Source organism: Streptomyces sp. NPDC058691 (assembly GCF_042714775.1).
GTDB lineage: Bacteria > Actinomycetota > Actinomycetes > Streptomycetales > Streptomycetaceae > Actinacidiphila.
The window spans coordinates 60718-81812 of record NZ_JBHXSO010000031.1 but is presented as its reverse complement, the minus strand read 5'-3'; the positions used below and the strand labels follow the sequence as shown (position 1 = coordinate 81812).

The window sequence follows — 21095 nt, the reverse complement described above, 5'->3', positions numbered from 1 at the left end:
GGCGTCCATCAGACCGTGCGCCCGGCCGCGCGCACCCCGACCGCCCGGCACGGGCCCGGTTGCCTCACCATGACAGTGCCCCTTCCGCCGGCCGGGCGGCGTCAGCCGCGGTCCGCGATGCTCTCCTCCACCCACCGGCGCAGTTCGTGGTCGGGCGCCGCGCCCGCCCGCCGGGCGATCTCCCCGCCCTGGCCGAGCAGGACCAGCGTCGGCACCGCCATGACCTGGAAGCGCTGCGCGATCGCCGGCGCGCGGTCGACGTCGACCTTGACGAGCTTGATCCGCCCGGCGAGCTGCCGGGCGACCCGCTCCAGCGCGGGGCTCACCATGCGGCAAGGACCGCACCAGGTGGCCCACAGGTCCACCAGCACGACCGGGCCGGTCCTCGCGGAATTCCCAGTGGTCCCGGCGATCTCGGCGAAGTCGTCGTCGCCCGCGTCGACGATCCACGGCAGCGCGGCGCCGCAACTGCCGCAGCGGGGACGCCCCTGCGCCGCCGCCGGCACGCGGTTCGTGCGCCCGCACGTGCCACAGGCGACCGTGGTGCTCCGGTTCGCGGACGTCACGGACATCGTCGCTCACCGCCTCCCGCTCACGAGGCCAGCCGGTCATGGGCGGTCACCTGCGGCCGGTCGCCGTAGGTCACCACCAGCTCGCCGTCGCGGGCGTCCACCCCGATCGTCGCGCCGTCCTGCACGTCGCCGCGGATCAGGGCCCGGCCCACCAGCGTCTCCACCTCGTGCGAGATGTACCGGCGCAGCGGCCGGGCGCCGTAGACGGGGTCGAAGCCCTGCTCGGCGATCAGCTCGCGGGCGGCGTCGCTGAGTTCGACGGTGATCTGCCGCTCCGCCAGCCGGCGGCGCAGGTCGTCGATCTGCAGCTCGACGATGCGCTCGATCTGCTTCAGGCCGAGCGGCTTGAACAGCACGATGTCGTCGACGCGGTTGAGGAACTCGGGCCGGAAGTGGCTCTGCAGCTCGCCCATCACCAGTGCCCGGGCATCGGGCTTGACCTCGCCGTCGGCCGTGACGCCGTCGAGCAGGTGGGCCGAGCCGATGTTGGAGGTCATGATGACGATGGTGTTGCGGAAGTCGACGGTGCGGCCCTGCGCGTCGGTGATCCGGCCGTCGTCGAGCACCTGGAGCAGGGTGTTGAACACGTCGGGGTGGGCCTTCTCGATCTCGTCGAAGAGGACCACGGAGTACGGCTTGCGGCGCACGGCCTCGGTGAGCTGGCCGCCCTCCTCGTAGCCGACGTATCCCGGAGGGGCGCCCACCAGCCTGCTGACGGTGTGCCGTTCCTGGTACTCGCTCATGTCGAGCCGGACGATGTTCTCCTCGGTGTCGAAGAGCGTCGCGGCCAGCGCCTTGGCGAGCTCGGTCTTCCCGACGCCGGTCGGGCCGAGGAAGATGAACGAGCCGATGGGCCGCCGCGGGTCCCGGATGCCCGAACGGGCCCGGATGATGGCGTCGGTGACCAGCCCGACGGCCTCGTCCTGCCCGATCACGCGCTCCGTGAGGATCTCGTCCAGGCGCAGCAGCTTCTCCCGCTCGCCCTCCTGCAGCCGGGCCACCGGGATGCCGGTCCAGGCCGCGACGATCTCGGCGATCTCGTCCTCGGTGACGACCTCGCGCAGCAGCCGGTTCCCGCCCTGCTTGGCGGTGAGCGCCTCCTCCTCGGCGGCCAGCCGCCGTTCGAGATCGGTGAGTGTGCCGTAGCGCAGTTCCGCGGCGCGGTTGAGGTCGTAGGCGCGTTCGGCCTCCTCGGCATCCTGCCGGACCTGCTCCAGCTCCTGGCGCAGTTGCTGCACCCGCCGGATGGCCTGGCGCTCGGCCTCCCACTGGGCCTGCATCGCGTCCGCCTCGGCGCGCAGGTCGGACAGTTCGCGGCGCAGCTCCTCCAGGCGCTTGGCGCTGGCCGGGTCGGTCTCCTTGCCGAGCGCCGCGTCCTCGATCTCCAGGCGGGTCACCCGGCGCGTGATCCCGTCCAGTTCGGCCGGCATGGAGTCGATCTCGGTCCGCAGCCGGGCGCACGCCTCGTCCACCAGGTCGATGGCCTTGTCCGGCAGGAAGCGGTCGGAGATGTAGCGGTGGCTCAGCGTCGCCGCCGCGACCAGCGCGGTGTCCTGGATCTTCACACCGTGGAAGACCTCCAGGCGCTCGCGCAGCCCGCGCAGGATGGACACGGTGTCCTCCACGCTCGGCTCGTCCACGACCACCTGCTGGAAGCGGCGTTCCAGGGCGGCGTCGGACTCGACGTACTTGCGGTACTCCTCCAGCGTGGTGGCGCCGATCATGTGCAGTTCGCCGCGCGCCAGCATCGGCTTGAGCATGCTCCCGGCGTCCATGGCCCCCTCGGATCCGCCGCCCGCGCCGACCACCGTGTGCAGTTCGTCGACGAAGAGCAGGATGCGGCCCTCGCCGCCCTTGACCTCGCTCAGCACGGCCTGCAGCCGCTCCTCGAACTCGCCGCGGTACTTGGCGCCCGCCACCAGCAGGCTCATGTCGAGGGAGAAGATCGTCTTGTCGCGCAGGCCGTCGGGGACGTCGCCGCGGACGATCCGCTGTGCCAGCCCCTCCACGATCGCGGTCTTGCCGACGCCCGGGTCACCGATCAGCACGGGGTTGTTCTTCGTCTTGCGGCTGAGGATCTGGATGACCCTGCGGATCTCCGCGTCCCTGCCGATGACGGGGTCCATCCTGCCGCCGCGGGCCTCGGCGACCAGGTCGCGGCCGTACTTCTCCAGGGCCTCGTAGGAGGCCTCGGGGGTGGCAGAGGTGACCCGCTGGTTGCCGCGGATCCGGGTCAGCGCGGTCAGGAACCCGTCCTTGGTGACGCCGTGCTCCTTGAGCAGCCGTCCCGAGGCGGTGCGGGAGCCCTCGTCGGCCAGCGCCAGCACCAGGTGCTCCACGGACACGTACTCGTCCTTGAGCCGCTTGGCCTCCTGCTCGGCGGTGTCGAGCAGCCGGGCCAGCCGCTGGGTGATGTACACCTGGCCCGGAGTGGCGCCCGGACCGGTCGCTTTGGGGCGGCGTGCCAGTTCCTCCGACAGCTCCTTGCGCAACGCCCCGACCTGCGCACCGGTCTGCTCGAACAGCCGGGGCACGAGCCCTTCCGGCTGGTCGAGGAGGGCGAGCAGCAGGTGCTCGCCGTCGGCCTCGGTCTGGTGCAGCCGGCCGGCGATCGTCTGCGCCTCCTGAAGCGCCTCCTGGGACTTCTGGGTGAGCCGGTTCATATCCACGATTCATCACTCCTGGAGCCGGCGTTCGCCCTCCTCAGGGCGGCCTCGAGTTCGGCGATCCGGTCGAGCAGGTCGAGCACGACGCCCAACGAGGCGTAGTTGAGGGGCAGTCCGGCCCGCAGCCGCTGGACGCGGGCCAGCTTCGCCGGGACGGACGGCGCGAACCACAGCCGTCCGTCGGCGTCCCGGTCCGCGTCGACCAGGCCGAGGGCGACGAACCTGCGCACAAGGTCGGGGTGAAGGCCCGACCGCCGTGCGACGAGCTCCAGGTCGAGCCGGCGGACCGGCACCATGGCCGTTCCGCGCACGACGACGTTCAGGCCCGGCCGTTGCGCGGGGGCGGCCGCCCGGACGCCCGGGGCCGGCTGCCGGATGGCGGCTCGGGGCCGCGGATCGCTGGTCATCCTTGCTTCCTCGGGTCGAAGGACGAGACGTCGGCCAGTTCCTCGTAGAGCGCCCGCTCCCGGTCACCGGCAGCGGGCGGCACCATGACCCGGACCTCCGCGTACAGGTCGCCTGCGGCGCCGCGCGGGTTGGGCATGCCCTCGCCGCGCAGACGGAGCCTGCGGCCGCTCGACGAGCCGCCCGGGACGGTCACCTTGGCGGTGCCCCCGGGCGTGGGGACCGGCACCGTGGCGCCGAGCGCCGCCTCCCAGGGCGTCACCGGCAGCACGACGTGGATGTCCCGGCCCTCCAGGCGGAACCGCGGATCGGGCGTGATCCGCACCCGCAGGTACAGATCGCCCGGCGGTGCGTCGCCGCTGCCGCGACCGCCCTGGCCGGCCAGCCGGATGCGCTGGCCGTCGGTCACGCCGCGGGGGATCGCGACGTCGTACGTCCGCTGCCCGGACGGCCCGCCGAGGGTGATGCCGCGCTTCCCGCCGTGGTACGCGTCCTCCACGCCGAGCCGGATCTCGGCCTCCTGGTCGGCGCCGGGTACCGGTCCCCGGGTGGCGCCGCGGCCGAACATGCCGCCGAACAGGTCCTCGAAGTCGACCCCCTCGAACCCTTCGCCGGCGTCCGAGACGAAGCGGACCCGGCCGCTGTCCCCGCCTGCTGCGCCGCCGGGCCAGCCGGACCGGCCACCGCCGCCGCGGGCCCGCGCCTCGGCCCCGACGCCCGCGCCCACGCGTTCGTCGTAGTCCTCGGGGATACGGCGGAAGTCCTCGCCGAAGCGGTCGTAGCGCCGCCGCGTGGCGGGGTCGGACAGCACGCCGTACGCCTCGTTGAGCTCCTTGAAGCGCTCCTCCGCCCCCGGGTCCTTGTTGATGTCGGGGTGGAACTTGCGGGCCTGGGAGCGGAACGCCTGCTGGATCTCCTCGGGGAGCGCGTCACGCGCCACCCCGAGCACCTGGTAGTAGTCCCGTGCCATCGGACGTCACTCCTGACGCCTGGCGACCACGACGGATGCCGGGCGCAACTGCGACCCGTCCTCGCCGTAGCCGGGACGCACCACCTGGACCACGGAGTTCGGCTCCGCCTCCGGGTCGTCGACCACCCCGACGACCTCGTGGCGGGCCGGGTCGAAGGGGACCCCGGTCTCCTCGTGGCGGGAGTACCCGAGACCGCGCAGCACCTCCACGGCCTGGTCGCGCACCGCCTTGACGCCATCCAGCACGGCGGAGGCGTCCTCCGACCTGGCGTGGACGAGGGCCAGTTCGAGGTTGTCGAGCACGGGCAGCCAGGCGGCCGCGGTCCGGGTGCGTTCGGTGAGCCGTTCGCGCTCCAGCTCCCTGGCATGGCGCTTGCGGACGTTGTCCAGGTCGGCGAGGGCGCGGCGCCAGCGGTCCTGCAACTCCTCCAGCGCGGCGGCGTGTTCGTCCGGCCCGGGGGCGGCCCCGGCGGCGGCCGCCCCCGTCACCTCCTGCGGGGCCTGTCCGGGGACCTCGGCCGGGACGTCGGCCGGTTCGGGCCGGGGCGTCGTCGGTTCCTGTTCTGTGGACATCAGCGCACATCAGCCCTTGTCGAACTCGGCGTCGATCACGTCGTCGTCGGACCCCGCGCCGCCGACGTGGCTCTCCTGGCCCGCCCCGGCCCCGGCGGCCGGCTCCTGGGCCCCCGGTCCCGCGGTCGGCCGGGCCGCGGCCAGCGAGGCGTGGATCTGCTGGAGATCCGAGGTCAGCGACCGGACGCGGTCCGGCGCCGCCCCCTGCTTGACGGCCTCCCTGGCGTCGGCCACGAGCATCTCCGCCCGCGCCTTCTCGTGCGCCGGTGCGGCCTCGCCCAGTTCGTCGAGCCGGCGCTCCACCTGGTAGGCGACCGCGTCCAGCTCGTTGCGGGCGTCCACGCCCTCGCGCAGCGCCTTGTCCTCGCCGCGGTGCTGCTCGGCCTCCCGGACCATCCGCTCGATCTCGCCCTGTTCGAGATTGGATCCCTCGCTGATGGTGATGCCCTGCTCGGCGCCGGTGTCCTTGTCGCGGGCGGTGACGTTCAGGATGCCGTTCGCGTCGACGTCGAAGGTGACCTCGACCTGCGGCTCCCCGCGCGGTGCCGGGCGGATGTCGCTGAGCTGGAAGCGGCCGAGCACGCGGTTGTCCGCCGCGGACTCGCGCTCGCCCTGCAGCACCACCACGTCCACGGCGGGCTGGCTGTCCTCCGCGGTCGAGAACGTCTCGGCACGGCGCACCGGGACCGTGGTGTTCCGGTCGATGATCTTGGTCATCACGCCGCCGCGGGTCTCCACACCGAGCGACAGCGGAGTCACGTCCAGCAGCAGGACGTCCTTGACCTCGCCCTTGAGCACGCCGGCCTGGATCGCGGCACCCAGGGCCACGACCTCGTCCGGGTTGACGCTCATGTTCGGTTCCTTGCCGCCGGTCAGCCGGCGGACCAGCTGCTGGACGGCGGGGATGCGCGTGGAGCCGCCGACGAGGATGACCTCGTCGATGTCGTTCTCGCCGATCTTGGCATCGGACATCGCCTGCTTGACCGGCCCCATGGTGCGTTCGACCAGGTCCGCGGTGATCTGCTCGAAGGTGGAGCGCATGACCGTCTCGGTCAGGTGCTTCGGGCCGGACGCGTCGGCGGTGATGAACGGCAGGCTCACCTGCGTCTGCGTCACCGAGCTCAGCTCCGTCTTGGCCTTCTCGGCCGCCTCGAAGAGGCGCTGCAGCGCCTGCGGGTCCTTGCGCAGGTCGATGCCGTTCTCCTTCTGGAACCTGTCCGCGAGGTAGTCCACCAGGCGGCGGTCGAAGTCGTCGCCGCCCAGATGGCTGTCGCCGGCGGTGGACCGCACCTCGACCACGCCGTCCCCGACGTCGAGCAGGCTCACGTCGAAGGTGCCGCCGCCCAGGTCGAAGACGAGCACCGTCTCGTGCTCCTTCTTGTCCAGGCCGTAGGCCAGCGCCGCCGCGGTCGGCTCGTTGATGATGCGCAGGACCTCCAGGCCGGCGATGCGGCCGGCGTCCTTGGTGGCCGTGCGCTGGGCGTCGTTGAAGTAGGCGGGCACCGTGATGACCGCCTCCGTCACGCGCTCTCCCAGCTGCTTCCCCGCGTCGTCGGCGAGCTTGCGCAGCACCAGGGCGCTGATCTCCTCCGGCGCGTAGAGCTTGTCGCGGATCTTGAAGCGCGCGTTGCCGTGCTCATCGGGCACGACATCGAAGCCGACGGCCTTGGCCTCCTCCGGGATCTCGTCGTAACGGCGGCCGATGAAGCGCTTGGCCGAGTAGATGGTGCCCTTCGGGTTGAGGATCGCCTGCCGCCGGGCGAGCTGGCCGACCAGGCGCTCGCCGGTGTCGGTGAACGCGACCACGGACGGGGTCGTGCGGTTGCCCTCGGAGTTGGGGATCACCGTCGCCTCCCCGCCCTCCCAGGCGGCGATCACCGAGTTGGTGGTCCCGAGGTCGATCCCGACTGCCTTGGCCATGAGGTGCTCCCTAACGTCGAGGGCTTCCCGCCCGCCCGCCCGCGCGGTGCGCTGCGGGCCGGCCGGCACCGGGGGCCGGCGGCCGCCCTGCAGGAGACCTGTGGGCACAAGACGGCATCCTCGACGGCCCCCGGTGCCGGCATCGGCTCCAGCGTCCCGGCCGGAACCGGTCGGCGGCCTGCGCCTGCGAGGACCAAATCCGTGCTGCTTCTCGCCCTGGCAGCACATTGTGTCGATTAGGTACAAAATCATGCAAACCATGCATGACTCGGCCAAGAGTGGTGATGGGAGGTGCAGGAGTGATTCGTCGAAGAGGAGTTCGTCGAAGAGGAGCCGGCTCACCATGAGCGCTTCCATGACCGGGGCCGACCGGGTCCGCATGGTCCGCACCAGGAACTGGGACCAGGAACACCTGGCGAATCTCTACAGCCTTTTCGTGCTCTCGATGATCATGAATGACGGCCGGGACGAGGCCGACATCATGCGGCTGGCCCTGACGTCCGTCGCGGCGCTCGGCCCCTGCCGGGCCGAGGCAGGCCACCTCACCGCCGACGGCTTCGCCGCCGGTGTCCCCGGCGCCGGCCGGCGTTCCGTCCCGGGGCTCGGCGACCGCCTGCGGCAACTGGGCGGCAGGGAAGGCTCCGTCCATGTGCGCGGGCGCGCATGGGGCTGGGCGTTCACCCTGCACAGCCGGGGCGGCGGTATCGGGCACCTGGTGGTCAGCGCGCCCACGACGCCCACCGACGACGAGCGCTTCCTGATCCATGTGCTCGCCCAGCAGACTTCGGCCGCCTTGGCGAACGCCGCGGCCCGGCGCCGTGAACGCGAGCACGCCGAGGAGCTGCGGCGGCTCAACGCGGAACGGGAGAGCGTGAACGCGCGGCTCGCCGCGTCCGTCGCCGAACTCACCTATCAGCGGACCGTCCACGAGGTGCTGAGCCAGGCGACGGCGAGCGGCAGCGGTGCGGCCGGCATCGCCGCCGCCGTCCACCGGCTCACCGGCTGCCCCGTGGCCATCGAGGACCGCTTCGGCAACCTGCGGGTCTGGGCCGGCCCCGGCCGCCCCGACCCGTACCCCAAGCCCGACGCCACCCGGCGCGAGCAGCTCCTGCAGGAGGCCGCCCGCCGGCTCCGCCCGCTGCGCGTCGGCGACCGCCTCATCGCCGTGGTGCAGCACCGCGGCGAGGTCCTGGGGGCCATGGCCCTCGTCGCCGCGGCGGACCGCCGGGACGAGCAGGACGAGTTCACCCTCGACCACGCGTGCACCGCGCTCTCGCTGGAACTCGCCCACCTGCACAGCCTCGCCGAGGTGGAACTGCGGCTGCGGCGCGAGCTCGTGGACGACCTGATCGCGGGCACGGACGACGAGAGCGCGTACGCCCGCGCCGCCGCGATCGGGCACGACCTGCACGGCCCCCACTACCCGGCCGTCGTCCAGTGGGAGGGCCGGGCGGCCGACGACGCGTTCGTCCAGGCGGTCGGCCGCGCCGCCGCGGGGCTGCGGCTGCGGTGCCTGCCGGCGAGGTGTTCGGGCATGGCAGTGCTCGTCTTCCAGGGGCGGCCCCCCGCGGACGCGCTCTACCGGGCGATCTGCCGTGAACTGGGCGTCTCCAGGGGTGCGATCGGCGTGGGAGGCCGCTGCGACGCCCCGCGCGACCTCCCGCGCTCGTTCCAGCAGGCGCTCAGGGCCCTGGAGGTCCGCTGCCGCTCCCAGTCCCCGAACGGTGCCACGACCTTCGACGACCTGGGCTTCTACCGCATCCTCGGAACGGGGGAGGGCGACTACCAGGAGGTCGGACACTTCGTCCGGGAATGGCTCGGCCCGCTCCTGGACTACGACGCCGCGCACCACTGCGATCTGGCCCGCACCCTTGCGCAGTACTTCGAGTGCGGGGGCAACTACGACGGGACGGCCGCCGCCCTGGGCATCCACCGCAGCACGCTGCGCTACCGGCTGCAGCGCATCCGCGACGTCGGCGGGCACGACCTCTCGGATGTGGACAGCCGGCTCAACCTGCACGTCGCGACGCGGGTGTGGAGGGTGCTGGACGGCGGCGGTCCGTGACGAGGAGCACTCCATGGAGCAGCACGTCGCCGAGACCGCCCTCGTGACCGCCGCCACCGTGGGGGGCGTGCCCCTGCGCCGGGGCGACCACGTCTGCGCGTTCTACCGGGGACGCGCGGAACGCGACCGCCTTGTCACCTCCTTCCTCGCGGACGGCCTTCGCGAGGAACACGTCTGCATACTGCTGGCCGCGCCGGACGAGGGCCGGTCGTGCCGTGAGGCCCTGGCCGCCGAGGTGCCGTCCCTCGGCCGGAGCGCCGACCGTCTCGTGATCAAGGACCCGCGGGACATCTGCCTGCGGAACGGGGCCTTCGACGGGGACGCCATGCCAGCGTCCTTGTGCGGCCGGTCCGCCGAGCTCTTCGACGGCGACGGTCACAGAGACGGCGGCGGCGATGGGGATGGGTACGGGGACCGCCGCCCCGGACTGCTGCGGATCGCCGCGGACATGAGCTGGGCGTATCCCTTGGTGCGGCCGGGCTTCGTACGGGAGCTGGTCCGGTACGAGATGCGCGCCACCTCCTGGCTGAGGGCCCGTCCGCAGGTCGGCGTCTGCATGTACGACCTCGAACTCTTCGGCGGGGACCTGGTCATCCCCATGGTCAAGGCGCACCCCAGGGTGTGGCTCGGCGGCATGGTCGTGGAGAACCCCTACTACCTCGGCCAAGGCCGCGATCCGGGTCCCGGTGCCGGTCCGGCGAGGGCAGTGGTGAACTGACGGCCGCGGTCCGTCAGTGGGACACGGGATACTGGCGGCATGAAGCTGACGGTGTTCTGGGAGCGGATGCACGCGCACTTCGGCGATACGTACGCCGACTCGTTCGCGCGCGACCATGTCATGTCCGAGCTGGGCGGCCGGACCGTGTACCAGGCGCTGGAGGCGGGCTGGGCGGCGAAGGACGTCTGGCGCGCGGTGTGCGTCGCCATGGACGTACCGGCCTCGCGGCGCTGACCACTGCGCGAGACTGTGCCCGTGGCAGGAAGCGACGAACCGATGCACCCCAGTCCCCCCGGATCCGCCGGCCCCAACGACCCCACCGGCCTCGTCGGGCCGCCCAGGGACCCGGGGGAGGCCGCCGGGGAAGCGGCGGGGGCACCGAGGATGCCCGGGTGGCTGCCGCGGGCCATGGTGCTGGCGGTGGCGCTGCTCGCCGCCCTTCAACTGGCCGACTGGGCCTTCCACCAGGTCGTCGGTCTGCTGGTGAACATCCTGCTGGCCTTCTTCGCCGCCCTGGCGATCGAGCCGGCGGTGGACTGGATGGCCGCGCGCGGCATGCGCCGGGGGCTGGCGACCGGGCTGGTCTTCCTGGCGGTCCTGGCCGCGGGCGGTGTCTTCGTGGTGCTGCTGGGCTCACTGCTGGTGGACCAGATCACCTCGATCGGCAGGAATCTGCCGGATTACGTCGACGACGTGGTGCTGTGGGTCAACCACACCTTCGGCACCGACCTGTCCGTCGGCAAGCTGCAGCAGAACGTCCTGCACTCCGACTGGCTGCGCAATTACGTGCAGAAGCAGGCGGGCAACGTCTGGGGGCTGTCGGCGACCGTCCTGGGCGGGGTCTTCCAGGTGCTGACGATCACCTTGTTCACCTTCTACTTCGCCGCCGACGGCCCCCGGATGCGGCGGGCGGTGTGCTCGGTGCTGCCGCCGGCCCGGCAGGCGGAGGTGCTGCGCGCCTGGGAGATAGCCGTCGCCAAGACGGGCGGCTACCTCTACTCGCGGGCGCTGATGGCGCTGATCTCAGCGGTCGCCCACTATGTGCTCTTCCAGATCCTCGGCATTCCGTACGCCCCGGCGCTGGCGGTGTGGGTCGGCGTGGTCTCGCAGTTCGTGCCGACGGTCGGCACCTACCTGGCCGGGGCGCTCCCGATGCTCATCGCGTTCACGCAGGACCCGTGGGACGCGGTGTGGGTGCTCGGGTTCGTCGTGGTCTACCAGCAGTTCGAGAACTATCTGCTGCAGCCGCGGATCACCGCGCGCACCGTCGACATCCACCCGGCCGTGGCCTTCGGCTCGGTCATCGTGGGCACCGCGCTGCTCGGCGCGGTGGGGGCGCTGGTGGCGATCCCGGCGACGGCGACCCTGCAGGGCTTCCTCGGGGCGTACGTGAGACGGTACGCGGTGACCGACCCGCGGGCCCACGAGCCGCAGCAGCGGACGATCTGGTGGCCGCGGATGCCGTGGGGGCGGACGGGCAGTTCCGACGGGCCCGGTGAGTCCGGCGGGTCCGGCGGATCCGGCGGCGAGGGGGGCGACCGGGACGGTGGCGGCGGGGGCGCCTGAGCCGTGCGTGTCGCTTGACACGCAAATCGAACATCCATTCTCATGAGAGTGGCGGGCCGATTTCCACGGAGTTATCCACAGGCCCGAGGCGACGCCGGGACGCATTGTCAGTGGCAGGCAGTAGCGTCTTGGACGTGAAGCGAACGACTCAGACACCCAGGGTGGAACCCATGGCAGGAACCGATCGCGAGAAGGCGCTCGACGCCGCGCTCGCACAGATTGAACGGCAGTTCGGCAAGGGTGCCGTCATGCGCCTCGGCGACCGGCCGAACGAGCCCATCGAGGTCATCCCGACGGGATCCACCGCCCTGGACGTCGCGCTCGGCGTCGGCGGCCTGCCGCGCGGCCGCGTGGTGGAGGTCTACGGCCCGGAGTCCTCCGGCAAGACGACCCTGACGCTGCACGCGGTGGCCAACGCCCAGCGGGCCGGCGGCAAGGTCGCCTTCGTGGACGCCGAGCACGCCCTCGACCCCGACTACGCCGGGCGCCTCGGCGTGGACGTGGACTCGCTGCTGCTCTCCCAGCCGGACAACGGCGAGCAGGCCCTCGAGATCACCGACATGCTGATCCGCTCCGGCGCGCTGGACCTCATCGTGATCGACTCCGTGGCGGCCCTCGTGCCGCGGGCCGAGATCGAGGGCGAGATGGGTGACTCGCACGTGGGTCTCCAGGCCCGTCTGATGAGCCAGGCGCTGCGCAAGATCACCGGTGCGCTCCACCAGTCCAAGACCACCGCGATCTTCATCAACCAGCTCCGCGAGAAGGTCGGCGTCATGTTCGGCTCGCCGGAGACCACCACCGGTGGCCGCGCGCTGAAGTTCTACGCCTCCGTGCGACTGGACATCCGCCGCATCGAGACCCTGAAGGACGGCACCGACGCGGTCGGCAACCGCACCCGGGTCAAGGTCGTGAAGAACAAGGTCGCGCCGCCCTTCAAGCAGGCCGAGTTCGACATCCTCTACGGCCAGGGCATCAGCCGTGAGGGCGGCCTGATCGACATGGGCGTGGACCACGGCTTCATCCGCAAGTCCGGTGCCTGGTACACCTACGAGGGCGACCAGCTCGGCCAGGGCAAGGAGAACGCGCGTAACTTCCTGCGCGACAACCCCGACCTCGCCGACGAGATCGAGAGGAAGATCAAGGAGAAGCTCGGCATCGGCGTCCGGCCCGCGGCTCCGGGAGAGCAGCCCGGCGCCGACGCCGCCGGTCCCGCCGCGGTGGCCGAGGGTGACGCTCCCGCTCCGGCAGCCGCGGCTGCTGCGACGGCGGCCCCGGCGGCCAAGACCGCCAAGGCGACCAAGGCCACGGCGGCGGCAGTCAAGGTCTGACGGTGGCATCCGGGCACAAGGATCGTGGCGGCTCTTTCTCGTCGAGGGCCGAGCAAGAGCCGCCACTTGACCCCGTGGAGCAGGCGCGGGCGCTCTGCCTGCGCCTGCTCACGGGGACCCCGCGCACCCGCAAGCAACTCGCGGACGCCATGCGCCGCCGGGACATCCCGGAGGAGGCGGCGGAAGAGGTACTGGAGCGGTTCGAGGACGTGGGGCTCATCGACGACCAGGCCTTCGCCGACGCATGGGTGGAGTCCCGGCACCGCGGCCGGGGTCTTGGGCGGCGCGCCCTCGCCCAGGAGCTGCGCACCCGGGGTGTGGACGCGGAGGCGATCGGCCAGGCCGTCGGGCAGCTCGACGCCGAGCAGGAGGAGTCCACGGCCCGCGCCCTCGTCGACCGCAAGTTGCGGGCCACCCGCGGTCTGGACCGGGAGAAGCGCATCCGCCGGCTCGCCGGCATGCTCGCCCGCAAGGGATACGCGGAGGGACTCGCCCTGAGGGTGGTGCGCCGCGCTCTGGAGGAGGAGGGTGACGACCCGGAGGCGCTGGAGTACTACCTGCCGGACTGAACCATCGTTGAGGTTCCTTGACCGTGCCTCTGAGCCGACTTAGCCTCACAACGGGTGAGGGATCGTGGCCTCGCAGACACGGGAGTTGGTGCCATGGGCATCGCGCTGGGGACCGGATCCGTACTCACTGTCGTGGCTGCCTCCGTCACGGTCGTCGTCGTGGCCGCCCTCACCGCGTTCGCGCTGCTCTTGCGGCTGCGTGCGGAGCGCGAACGGCTCCGCACGGCCGCCGAGCGCGAGGCCCGGGAGATCCGGGCCACCGCCAAGGAGGAAGTCCGGGAGATCCGGGCCGACTTGGAGCGTCGCGAGCAGCGGCTCATCGACCGTGAGACCCGCATCGACGCCGAGTCGGAGCAATTGCACCGGCGCCGCCGTGAGTTGGCCGACGAACGCGACGAGCTCGACCGCCGCCGCGCCGAGGTGAACCGGCTGGAGGACGAGCGGCGCGCCATCCTGGAGCGGGTCGCCGTCTACACCGCGGCCGAGGCCCGCGGCGATCTGGTCCGCTCCGTCGAGCAGCAGGCCAAGCGCGAAGCCGCCCTGATCGTGCGGGACATCGAGCGCGCCGCCCGCGACCGCGGGGAGGAGCGGGCCCGGCGCATCGTGGCCGCCGCGATCCAGCGCGTGGCGACCGAGCAGACCGCCGAGTCCGTGGTCTCCGTACTGCAACTGCCCGGGGACGACATGAAGGGCCGCATCATCGGCCGCGAGGGGCGCAACATCCGTGCCTTCGAGGCCATCACCGGCGTCAATCTGATCATCGACGACACCCCCGAGGCGGTGCTGCTCTCCTGCTTCGACCCGGTGCGCCGGGAGGTCGCCCGCCTCTCGCTGGACGCACTGGTCATCGACGGCCGGATCCACCCGCACCGCATCGAGGAGGTCTACGAGCGCAAGGTCGCCGAGGTCGAGCAGTCGTGCGTCCGGCACGGAGAGGACGCGCTGACCGAGGTCGGCATCACCGACATGCACCCGGAACTGGTCACCCTGCTCGGCCGCCTGCGCTACCGCACCTCGTACGGGCAGAACGTGCTCGGCCACCTCCTGGAGTCCGCGCACATCGCCGGCATGATGGCCGCCGAACTCGGCGTCGAGCCCGCCCCGGTCAAGCGCGGTTCCCTGCTGCACGACATCGGCAAGGCCCTCACGCACGAGGTTGAGGGCAGCCACGCCCTGATCGGCGCGGACCTCGCCCGTCGGCACGGCGAGTCCGAGGACGTCGTCCACGCCATCGAGGCCCACCACAACGAGGTCGACCCCCGCACCGTCGAAGCCGTTCTCACCCAGGCCGCCGACGCCATCTCCGGTGGCCGCCCCGGCGCCCGCCGCGAATCCCTGGAGAGCTACGTCCGCCGCCTCAAGCGCCTGGAACAGATCGCCGCCGCCCATCCGGGCGTCGTCAAGGTCTTCGCCATGCAGGCCGGCCGCGAGGTCCGGGTGATGGTGCGCCCCGATGACGTCGACGACATCCAGGCCCAGGTCATCGCCCGCGACGTCGCCAAGCAGGTCGAGGAGGAACTCACCTACCCCGGCCAGATCCGCATCACCGTCGTCCGTGAGTCCCGCGCCACCGAGTTCGCCCGCTGACCGCTGGGCGCGGCTCAGTGCGGGACGGGGTCCTCGACCGGGGCCGGGGGGCCGCCGCGGGCGAGGTCGGCGTAGGCGTAGAGCTCGGTCGGACGGCAGCCGGTCATCACGGCGACGAGGTGGCCGTCGGGGCGGATCAGCAGCACGCTGTGTGCCGTGGAGCCCGGATAGGCGTCCGTGACGAGGAGTTCGGCGCGCTGGGGGAGGGCGGAGACCGCCTTGGCGAGCCGTGGCATCAGGCCCGCGGTGAGCCAGTGCCGGCTCTCCCACACACCGGTGCCGGGGGCGACGAGGACGACCAGCAGATCCCGCCCCAGGTGCTCGTACAGATGCCCCTGGGAGCCGTCGAGGGCCGTGACGGGGACGTCGGTCACGGCGCCGCCCGGCGGCGTGGCGCAGGCGGCGATCAGCGGGGACGGCGCGTCTGCGGGGCCGCCCGCGGAGGGCGGGGCGGAGCCGCGCGGCGCCGGCAGGGCGAGCGGCGACCGGGCGTAGACCGGCGAGGCCCCCAGGGGACCGCGTCCGATGTGGCTGTCGGTGAGGAGTTCGGCGTACCGCCGGGCGGAGCCGGACAGCACCGAGCGCCGGACGGTGTGCCAGACGCCGTTGGCCCGCAGCAGCGGCAGCACCTGGTCGGTGGCGCGCAGCCGGGCGCCGACCGCGCCGCGCCGCTCGGCCTGGTAGCTGTCGAGCAGGGTGTCGGAGGCCCCGTGGTGCCAGGCCAGCGACAGTTTCCAGCCGAGATTGTCCGCGTCCCGCAGGCCCTCCTCGACGCTCTGCGCGCCGAGCGCGCCCGTCAGGTGGGCCGCGTCGCCCGCGAGGAAGACCCGTCCCGCGCGCCAGCGCCGGGCGAGCCGCTGGTGCACCGGGTACTCGGCGGAGCCCAGCAGTTCGTACGGCGGCACGCTTCCGCACCAGGCCATCAGGGTGCCGCGGACGCGGGAGATCAGTTCGTCGGAGGTGAGGTCCGCGCCGCGTGCCGGCAGCAGCCAGTCCAGCCGCCACACGTCGTCCGGCAGCGGACGCGCGGTCACCTCCGGCCCGGCGCCCGGGCCCGGGGGTTCGCGGTGCAGCAGGGCCACGCCCTCGTCGGGGAGCACGACCTTGAGCGCGGCGACCGCGTGCCGGTCGACGGCCGTGCGGCCGGGGAAGCGCACCCCCAGCAGCTTGCGCACCGTGGAGCGCGGCCCGTCGCAGCCGATCAGGTAACTGCCGCGCCACCACGTACCGTTGGCGCCCCGGGTGCGCACGCTCACCCCGGCGTCGTCCTGTTCCACGGCGTCCACGTGTGCGCCGGGCACGAGCCGGGCCAGGGCCTGGGCGCCGATCGCGGCGCGCAGCCCGTGCTCCAGCCGTTCCTGGGTGATGTGCAGGGGCGACGGGCCCTGACCGCTGTGCCCCTCGGTGCCGAACTCGACGCGGACGGTCTCCTGGCGTCGCCGCAGCGTCCGCCAGGCCGTCCACGGCGCGCCGTCCTGGTACAGACGGGTGTGGCCGAGCCGGGCGACCAGGGCGGCGGTCTCCGGTGTCAGGACGGCGGTGCGCTCCGGGGAGGGGGAGGGCGCGTGGTCGTACTCGTCGAGGATGATGCTCGGCACGCCGTGCCGCGCCAGGGAGAGAGCGAGGGCGAGTCCGGTCGGACCCGCCCCCGCGATGATCACCGGGTCCACGGTGCGGTCCCGGGAAGATGTGCAGTCACATTGCGTATGCAACCCACTGCGCGTGCGTGCGTCAAGTGACGACACCTGGCCGAGGGGGGTGCGCCTGGCGCACCGTCACTCCGCCGCGGCCTCCACGGCCTTGATGTCACCGGCCTTGGGCGGCGCGCCCTTGCGGCTGCGGCGGCCCCGCCGTTCGATCCAGTTGGCGAGCGCGCTGAGGGCCAGGCACATCGCGATGTAGATCGGCCCGATCACGATGATCATCGGGATGAAGGGGAAGCCGGCGCTGTTCTTGGCGATGAGGTTGCCGGTGTAGAGCAGTTCCTCGTAGGTGATGATGTAGCCGAGTGAGGTGTCCTTGAGTGTGACCACCACCTGGCTGATGATCGAGGGCAGCATCGCCCGCACCGCTTGCGGGATCAGTACGGAGATCATGACCTGCGTCTTGCGCAGGCCGATGGCGTACGCCGCCTCGCGCTGCCCCTTGGGCACGGCGTTGATGCCGGCCCGGAAGATCTCGGCCTGCACGGAGCCGTTGTAGAGGGTCAGGCCGATCACCAGGGCCCACAGCGGGGCGGAGGTGAAGACGCCCACGTACAGCGCGAAGATCATGATGAGCAGCGGCATCGCGCGGAAGAACTCCACGATGACGGTGGCCACCCAGCGCACCGGCGCGTGGTCGGAGAGCCGGCCGGTGGCCAGCAGCGCGCCCAGCAGCAGGGAGAGGACCACGGCCAGCGCGAAGGCCTTCAGCGTGGCGAGCAGGCCGTCGACGATCCGCTGCTGGATGTCCGCGTACTGGAACGGCTCCCACAGGTACGCGGCGAACTGCCCGGAGTCGTCGAGCCGCCGGTAGACGAACCACAGCAGGGCGAGGATCGCCAGCGCGGCGACCGCGCCGATGACCCGGTTGCGCATCCTGGCCCGCGGGCCGGGGGCGTCGAAGAGGACGTTCGCGCTCATCGGGCCACCGCCAGCCGGGTCTCGAGCAGCCGGAAGACGGCGCTGATGAAGAGGGTGATGATCAGATACGCGACCGCCACCCAGATGAAGATGACGAAGATGTTGTAGCCCTTCTCACCGAGCGTCTTCTGGACGCTGAACAGCTCGAAGACGCTGAAGCCGCCGGCGATCGCGGAGTTCTTGGCCAGCGCGATCAGCAGGCTGCCGATGGGCGCCACCACGGTGCGGGTGGCCTGCGGCAGGATGATCAGGCGCAGGGTCTGGCCGAAGGTCATCCCGAGGCTGCGGGCCGCCTCGGCCTGGCCCAGCGGCACCGTGTTCATGCCCGAGCGCACCGCCTCGCAGATGAAGGCCGAGGTGTAGCAGCTCAGGGCGAGCACGGCGAGCTGGAAGAAGCTCCAGGTGTTCAGCCCCAGCCGGGGCAGCACCAGTGCCGCGACGAAGAAGAGCAGGGTCAGCGGGGTGTTCCGCAGCAGCGTGACCCACACCGTGCCGAACCAGCGCAGCGGCGGTACGGGGGACACCCGGAACGCGGCCATGATCACCCCGAGCACCAGGGCGATCGCCCCGCTGAGCGCGGTCAGCTCGACCGTGCCGAGGAACCCCTCGCGGAAGAGCGCGAAGTTGTCCAGCAGTACGTTCATCGATTCTCCGAAACCGATTCTCCGAAAGGGGTGCGCCGGCGGCCGCACCGGGCCGCCGGCGCATCACTTTCGGGCTGTGCCGGGGAGGGGGGACCCGGGACGGCCCGCGTCGGGACCCGGGACGGACCCGGGTCCCCTGCGGCGTGCGGGAGGTCAGGACTGGAGCTGCGGGATCTCGGCGCTCACGCCGGACTTGCCGAGCGTGGCGTCGTAGGCCTTCTTCCAGTCGCCGTTGTCCTCGTGGTTCTTCAGGGCCTCGGTGACCGCCTTCTGCAGGGCGCTGTCGTCCTTGAGCAGGCCGACGCCGTAGGGCTCCTCGGAGAACGGCTTGCCGATGACCTCCAGGTTGGCCGGGTCCTGCGCGGCGTAGCCCTTGAGGATGGCGTCGTCGGTGGTGACCGCGTCGACCTGGCCGGAGGCGAGGTTCTGCACGCACAGCGAGTAGGAGTCGTACTCGACGGTCTTGGCGCCGTAGCCGCCGTCCTTGATGCGCTGGATGGAGGTGGAGCCGGTGGCCGAGCAGACCTTCTTGCCCTTGAGGTCGTCGGTGCTCTTGATGCCGCCGCCCTTCTTGACCAGGAGGTCCTGGCCCGCGACGAAGTACGGGCCGGCGAAGGAGACCTGCTTCTTGCGCTCGTCGTTGATCGTGTAGGTGCCGACGTAGTAGTCGACCTGGCCGCCGGAGAGGGCGGTCTCGCGGTTGGCCGACTGGATCGTCTTGAACTCGATCTTGCTCTCGTCGAAGCCGAGGTCGGCGGCGATCATCTTGGCGATCTCGATGTCGAAGCCGGAGTACTTCTTGCTGCCCGGGTCCTGGTAACCCAGGTTCGGCTGGTCGGCCTTGACGCCGATGACGAGTTTGCCGTTCTTCTTGATCCGGTCCCAGGTCTTGGACCCGGCCAGGTCCACGCCGGTCTTGACGGTGTACGAGGGGAGTTCGGCGGCGGCGGAGCTGCTGGAGCCGGCCGTGGGAGCGCTGGAGGAGGGCGAGCCCTCCTTGCCGCACGCGGTGGCGGTCGCGGTCAGCGCCAGGACGGCGAGTCCGGCGGCGGCGGTGGTACGGAACCTCATCGTCATCATCCTTAGGTCGGCAAACCTCAGTGGTGGAGGATCTTCGAAAGGAAGTCCTTGGCCCGGTCGCTCCGGGGATTGCTGAAGAACTGGTCCGGCGTCGCCTGTTCGACGATCCGGCCGTCGGCCATGAAGACCACCCGGTTGGCGGCAGAGCGCGCGAAGCCCATCTCGTGGGTGACGACGACCATCGTCATGCCGTCGCGGGCGAGCTGCTGCATGACCTCCAGCACCTCGTTGATCATCTCCGGGTCCAGCGCCGAGGTCGGCTCGTCGAAGAGCATCACCTTCGGCTCCATCGCCAGCGCGCGGGCGATGGCGACGCGCTGCTGCTGCCCGCCGGAGAGCTGGGCCGGGTACTTGTCCGCCTGGTTGCCCACGCCCACCCGGTCCAGCAGGGTGCGGGCACGTTCCGTGGCGGCCTTCTTGTCGGCCTTGCGGACCTTGATCTGCCCGAGGGTCACGTTCTCGAGCACGGTCTTGTGCGCGAAGAGGTTGAAGGACTGGAACACCATGCCGACGTCGGCGCGCAGCCGGGCCAGCTCCTTGCCCTCGGCGGGCAGCGGCCTGCCGTCGATCGTGATGCGGCCGGTGTCGATGGTCTCCAGCCGGTTCACCGCGCGGCACAGGGTCGACTTGCCCGACCCGGACGGGCCGATGACGACCACGACCTCACCGCGGCCGATGGTCAGGTTGATGTCCTGGAGCACGTGCAGAGCGCCGAAGTGCTTGTTCACGCCCTCCAGCACGACCAGGGCGTCGGCCGTGGCCGTGACGTCCTCGGTCACCGGAACCTCCGTCATCGGCGTGTGCTCCATCCTCGTCGTTTGACTCATCGGTTGACCAGACCTTGAAGATCGACCCTATTGACATCGAGGGAACCGAGTCACCCGATCTGAGGGGAACTTGAGCATCACGATCCGGTCACCGACGGACACAATTCCTGCACTCTGGGTGAGCGCGCCGGCCGGTGGAGCGTACCGGCTCCGTAACAGTCGGGCGCCCGCGCCCGGAGCCGCTTGACGCGCGCATCGCCGATCCGCGTGGATGCGGGGGTGGGTCATCATTTCCGGAACGTGAAGGACAGGCGGCGGGAGGTGAACGGATGAGGCTGCTGCTCGTGGAGGACGACCACCGGGTCGCCGCCGCGCTGGCCGCCGTGCTGGGCAAGCACGGGCTGCAGGTCACCCACGCCCGCAGCGGCGAGGAGGCGCTGCACGCCCTCCTGCCGGACCACGGTCCGGCCTATGACGTGGTGCTGCTCGACCTCGGCCTGCCCGACCAGGACGGCTTCGAGGTGTGCAGCAGGATCCGGCTGCGCACCGCCATACCCGTGATCATGGTGACGGCGCGCGCCGACGTGCGCTCCCGCATCCACGGCCTCAACCTCGGCGCCGACGACTACGTGGTGAAGCCGTACGACACCGGAGAGTTGCTCGCCCGTATCCACGCCGTCTGCCGCCGCAAGGCGCAGGACGGGCCCGGCGCCGAGGGCGAGGAGACCGCCTCCGACGGCGGCCTGATCCGGCTCGGGCCGGTCTGCCTGGAGCCGGCCACCCGCAAGGTGACCGTCGGCGAGGAGCCGGTGGCGCTCACCCGCAAGGAGTTCGACCTGCTGGCGCTGCTCGCGCAGCGCCCCGGCGTGGTGTTCCGCCGCGAGCAGATCATCAGTGAGGTGTGGCGGACGAGCTGGGAGGGAACGGGGCGCACTCTTGAGGTGCACGTGGCGTCGCTGCGGTCCAAGCTGCGCCTGCCGTCCCTGATCGAGACCGTGCGCGGGGTCGGCTACCGGCTCGTCGTGCCGTCCTCCTAGGGAC

At 71.7% G+C, this 21095-nt stretch carries 18 protein-coding genes and 1 pseudogene; 8 read left to right on the top strand and 11 right to left on the bottom strand.

The window, feature by feature from the left end; translation table 11 throughout:
- Positions 1 to 101 precede the first annotated feature (101 nt).
- The 6 genes from trxA to dnaK are packed head-to-tail and all read right to left on the bottom strand — an operon-like array spanning position 102 to position 7106.
- The gene (gene trxA / locus ACFWVC_RS22515; RefSeq protein ID WP_384288729.1) at positions 102 to 572 is read right to left on the bottom strand and encodes a thioredoxin; all 471 of its coding nucleotides are present in this window, start codon (positions 570 to 572) and stop codon (positions 102 to 104) included.
- Between the two features lie 20 nt (positions 573 to 592).
- Entirely contained in the window at positions 593 to 3241 is a 2649-nt protein-coding gene (gene clpB, locus ACFWVC_RS22510; RefSeq protein WP_384288727.1) for an ATP-dependent chaperone ClpB, read from the bottom strand.
- On the bottom strand, positions 3232 to 3645 hold the full coding sequence (locus ACFWVC_RS22505) for a chaperone modulator CbpM (protein WP_384288725.1): 414 nt from the start codon (positions 3643 to 3645) through the stop codon (positions 3232 to 3234). Before ACFWVC_RS22505 ends, clpB begins: the two co-directional genes overlap by 10 nt.
- Positions 3642 to 4613 carry a DnaJ C-terminal domain-containing protein gene (locus tag ACFWVC_RS22500; RefSeq protein ID WP_384288722.1) on the bottom strand — a complete coding sequence of 324 codons (972 nt, stop codon included), beginning with the start codon at positions 4611 to 4613 and terminating at the stop codon, positions 3642 to 3644. Before ACFWVC_RS22500 ends, ACFWVC_RS22505 begins: the two co-directional genes overlap by 4 nt.
- A 6-nt stretch (positions 4614 to 4619) precedes the next feature.
- Positions 4620 to 5186, bottom strand: coding sequence for a nucleotide exchange factor GrpE (locus tag ACFWVC_RS22495; RefSeq protein WP_384288720.1), 567 nt, complete (start codon positions 5184 to 5186; stop codon positions 4620 to 4622).
- A 9-nt stretch (positions 5187 to 5195) separates the two neighbouring features.
- Complete coding sequence (dnaK, locus tag ACFWVC_RS22490; protein WP_384288715.1) at positions 5196 to 7106, bottom strand: molecular chaperone DnaK; 1911 nt, start codon at positions 7104 to 7106, stop codon at positions 5196 to 5198.
- Positions 7107 to 7449: 343 nt separating this feature from the next.
- Here dnaK and ACFWVC_RS22485 point away from each other — a divergent pair, with 343 nt between their 5' ends.
- The 7 genes and pseudogenes from ACFWVC_RS22485 to rny all read left to right on the top strand — a co-directional run bounded on the left by ACFWVC_RS22485 (position 7450) and on the right by rny (position 14939).
- Positions 7450 to 9171, top strand: a complete 1722-nt coding sequence (locus tag ACFWVC_RS22485) for a PucR family transcriptional regulator (RefSeq protein ID WP_384288712.1) — start codon at positions 7450 to 7452, stop codon at positions 9169 to 9171.
- A 13-nt stretch (positions 9172 to 9184) separates the two neighbouring features.
- The gene (locus ACFWVC_RS22480) at positions 9185 to 9889 is read left to right on the top strand and encodes an MEDS domain-containing protein (RefSeq protein ID WP_384288708.1); all 705 of its coding nucleotides are present in this window, start codon (positions 9185 to 9187) and stop codon (positions 9887 to 9889) included.
- Positions 9890 to 9928: 39 nt separating this feature from the next.
- On the top strand, positions 9929 to 10123 hold the full coding sequence (locus ACFWVC_RS22475; protein ID WP_384288704.1) for a DUF3046 domain-containing protein: 195 nt from the start codon (positions 9929 to 9931) through the stop codon (positions 10121 to 10123).
- Between the two features lie 21 nt (positions 10124 to 10144).
- Positions 10145 to 11455 carry an AI-2E family transporter gene (locus tag ACFWVC_RS22470; protein WP_384288702.1) on the top strand — a complete coding sequence of 437 codons (1311 nt, stop codon included), beginning with the start codon at positions 10145 to 10147 and terminating at the stop codon, positions 11453 to 11455.
- 170 nt (positions 11456 to 11625) lie between these two features.
- Positions 11626 to 12783 carry a recombinase RecA gene (recA, locus tag ACFWVC_RS22465; protein ID WP_384288698.1) on the top strand — a complete coding sequence of 386 codons (1158 nt, stop codon included), beginning with the start codon at positions 11626 to 11628 and terminating at the stop codon, positions 12781 to 12783.
- Positions 12729 to 13352 (top strand): annotated as a pseudogene (recX, locus tag ACFWVC_RS22460) (recombination regulator RecX); the annotation flags it as partial. The gene recA and the pseudogene recX, both read left to right, overlap by 55 nt.
- Before the next feature lie 93 nt (positions 13353 to 13445).
- On the top strand, positions 13446 to 14939 hold the full coding sequence (gene rny / locus ACFWVC_RS22455; RefSeq protein ID WP_384288696.1) for a ribonuclease Y: 1494 nt from the start codon (positions 13446 to 13448) through the stop codon (positions 14937 to 14939).
- Positions 14940 to 14953: 14 nt separating this feature from the next.
- On the opposite strand, the gene ACFWVC_RS22450 is transcribed toward rny, so the two are convergent.
- The 5 genes from ACFWVC_RS22450 to ACFWVC_RS22430 form a co-directional block, all read right to left on the bottom strand.
- Positions 14954 to 16609 carry an FAD-dependent monooxygenase gene (locus tag ACFWVC_RS22450; RefSeq protein ID WP_384288693.1) on the bottom strand — a complete coding sequence of 552 codons (1656 nt, stop codon included), beginning with the start codon at positions 16607 to 16609 and terminating at the stop codon, positions 14954 to 14956.
- Positions 16610 to 16714: 105 nt separating this feature from the next.
- Entirely contained in the window at positions 16715 to 17563 is an 849-nt protein-coding gene (locus tag ACFWVC_RS22445; protein WP_384288689.1) for an amino acid ABC transporter permease, read from the bottom strand.
- On the bottom strand, positions 17560 to 18207 hold the full coding sequence (locus ACFWVC_RS22440; protein ID WP_384288687.1) for an amino acid ABC transporter permease: 648 nt from the start codon (positions 18205 to 18207) through the stop codon (positions 17560 to 17562). Before ACFWVC_RS22440 ends, ACFWVC_RS22445 begins: the two co-directional genes overlap by 4 nt.
- 153 nt (positions 18208 to 18360) lie before the next feature.
- Positions 18361 to 19278: a glutamate ABC transporter substrate-binding protein gene (locus tag ACFWVC_RS22435; RefSeq protein WP_384288685.1), complete on the bottom strand. Its 918-nt coding sequence runs from the start codon at positions 19276 to 19278 to the stop codon at positions 18361 to 18363.
- A 26-nt stretch (positions 19279 to 19304) separates the two neighbouring features.
- Complete coding sequence (locus ACFWVC_RS22430; RefSeq protein WP_384288682.1) at positions 19305 to 20081, bottom strand: amino acid ABC transporter ATP-binding protein; 777 nt, start codon at positions 20079 to 20081, stop codon at positions 19305 to 19307.
- A 302-nt stretch (positions 20082 to 20383) separates the two neighbouring features.
- Between ACFWVC_RS22430 and ACFWVC_RS22425 the strand changes: the two genes are divergently transcribed.
- A complete protein-coding gene (locus ACFWVC_RS22425; RefSeq protein WP_384288679.1) occupies positions 20384 to 21091 on the top strand; it encodes a response regulator transcription factor in 708 nt (235 codons plus the stop codon).
- Positions 21092 to 21095 lie beyond the last annotated feature (4 nt).

Excerpts from the sequence above, each read along its gene's own strand:
- rny (WP_384288696.1), top strand. The coding sequence starts at position 13,446 with ATGGGCATCGCGCTGGGGACCGGATCCGTACTCACTGTCGTGGCTGCC.
- ACFWVC_RS22440 (WP_384288687.1), bottom strand. The coding sequence starts at position 18,207 with ATGAACGTACTGCTGGACAACTTCGCGCTCTTCCGCGAGGGGTTCCTC.
- ACFWVC_RS22495 (WP_384288720.1), bottom strand. The coding sequence starts at position 5,186 with ATGTCCACAGAACAGGAACCGACGACGCCCCGGCCCGAACCGGCCGAC.
- ACFWVC_RS22435 (WP_384288685.1), bottom strand. The coding sequence starts at position 19,278 with ATGAGGTTCCGTACCACCGCCGCCGCCGGACTCGCCGTCCTGGCGCTG.
- trxA (WP_384288729.1), bottom strand. The coding sequence starts at position 572 with ATGTCCGTGACGTCCGCGAACCGGAGCACCACGGTCGCCTGTGGCACG.
- ACFWVC_RS22445 (WP_384288689.1), bottom strand. The coding sequence starts at position 17,563 with ATGAGCGCGAACGTCCTCTTCGACGCCCCCGGCCCGCGGGCCAGGATG.
- ACFWVC_RS22430 (WP_384288682.1), bottom strand. The coding sequence starts at position 20,081 with ATGACGGAGGTTCCGGTGACCGAGGACGTCACGGCCACGGCCGACGCC.
- ACFWVC_RS22480 (WP_384288708.1), top strand. The coding sequence starts at position 9,185 with ATGGAGCAGCACGTCGCCGAGACCGCCCTCGTGACCGCCGCCACCGTG.
- ACFWVC_RS22500 (WP_384288722.1), bottom strand. The coding sequence starts at position 4,613 with ATGGCACGGGACTACTACCAGGTGCTCGGGGTGGCGCGTGACGCGCTC.
- ACFWVC_RS22485 (WP_384288712.1), top strand. The coding sequence starts at position 7,450 with ATGAGCGCTTCCATGACCGGGGCCGACCGGGTCCGCATGGTCCGCACC.
- recA (WP_384288698.1), top strand. The coding sequence starts at position 11,626 with ATGGCAGGAACCGATCGCGAGAAGGCGCTCGACGCCGCGCTCGCACAG.
- ACFWVC_RS22425 (WP_384288679.1), top strand. The coding sequence starts at position 20,384 with ATGAGGCTGCTGCTCGTGGAGGACGACCACCGGGTCGCCGCCGCGCTG.
- ACFWVC_RS22505 (WP_384288725.1), bottom strand. The coding sequence starts at position 3,645 with ATGACCAGCGATCCGCGGCCCCGAGCCGCCATCCGGCAGCCGGCCCCG.
- ACFWVC_RS22475 (WP_384288704.1), top strand. The coding sequence starts at position 9,929 with ATGAAGCTGACGGTGTTCTGGGAGCGGATGCACGCGCACTTCGGCGAT.
- dnaK (WP_384288715.1), bottom strand. The coding sequence starts at position 7,106 with ATGGCCAAGGCAGTCGGGATCGACCTCGGGACCACCAACTCGGTGATC.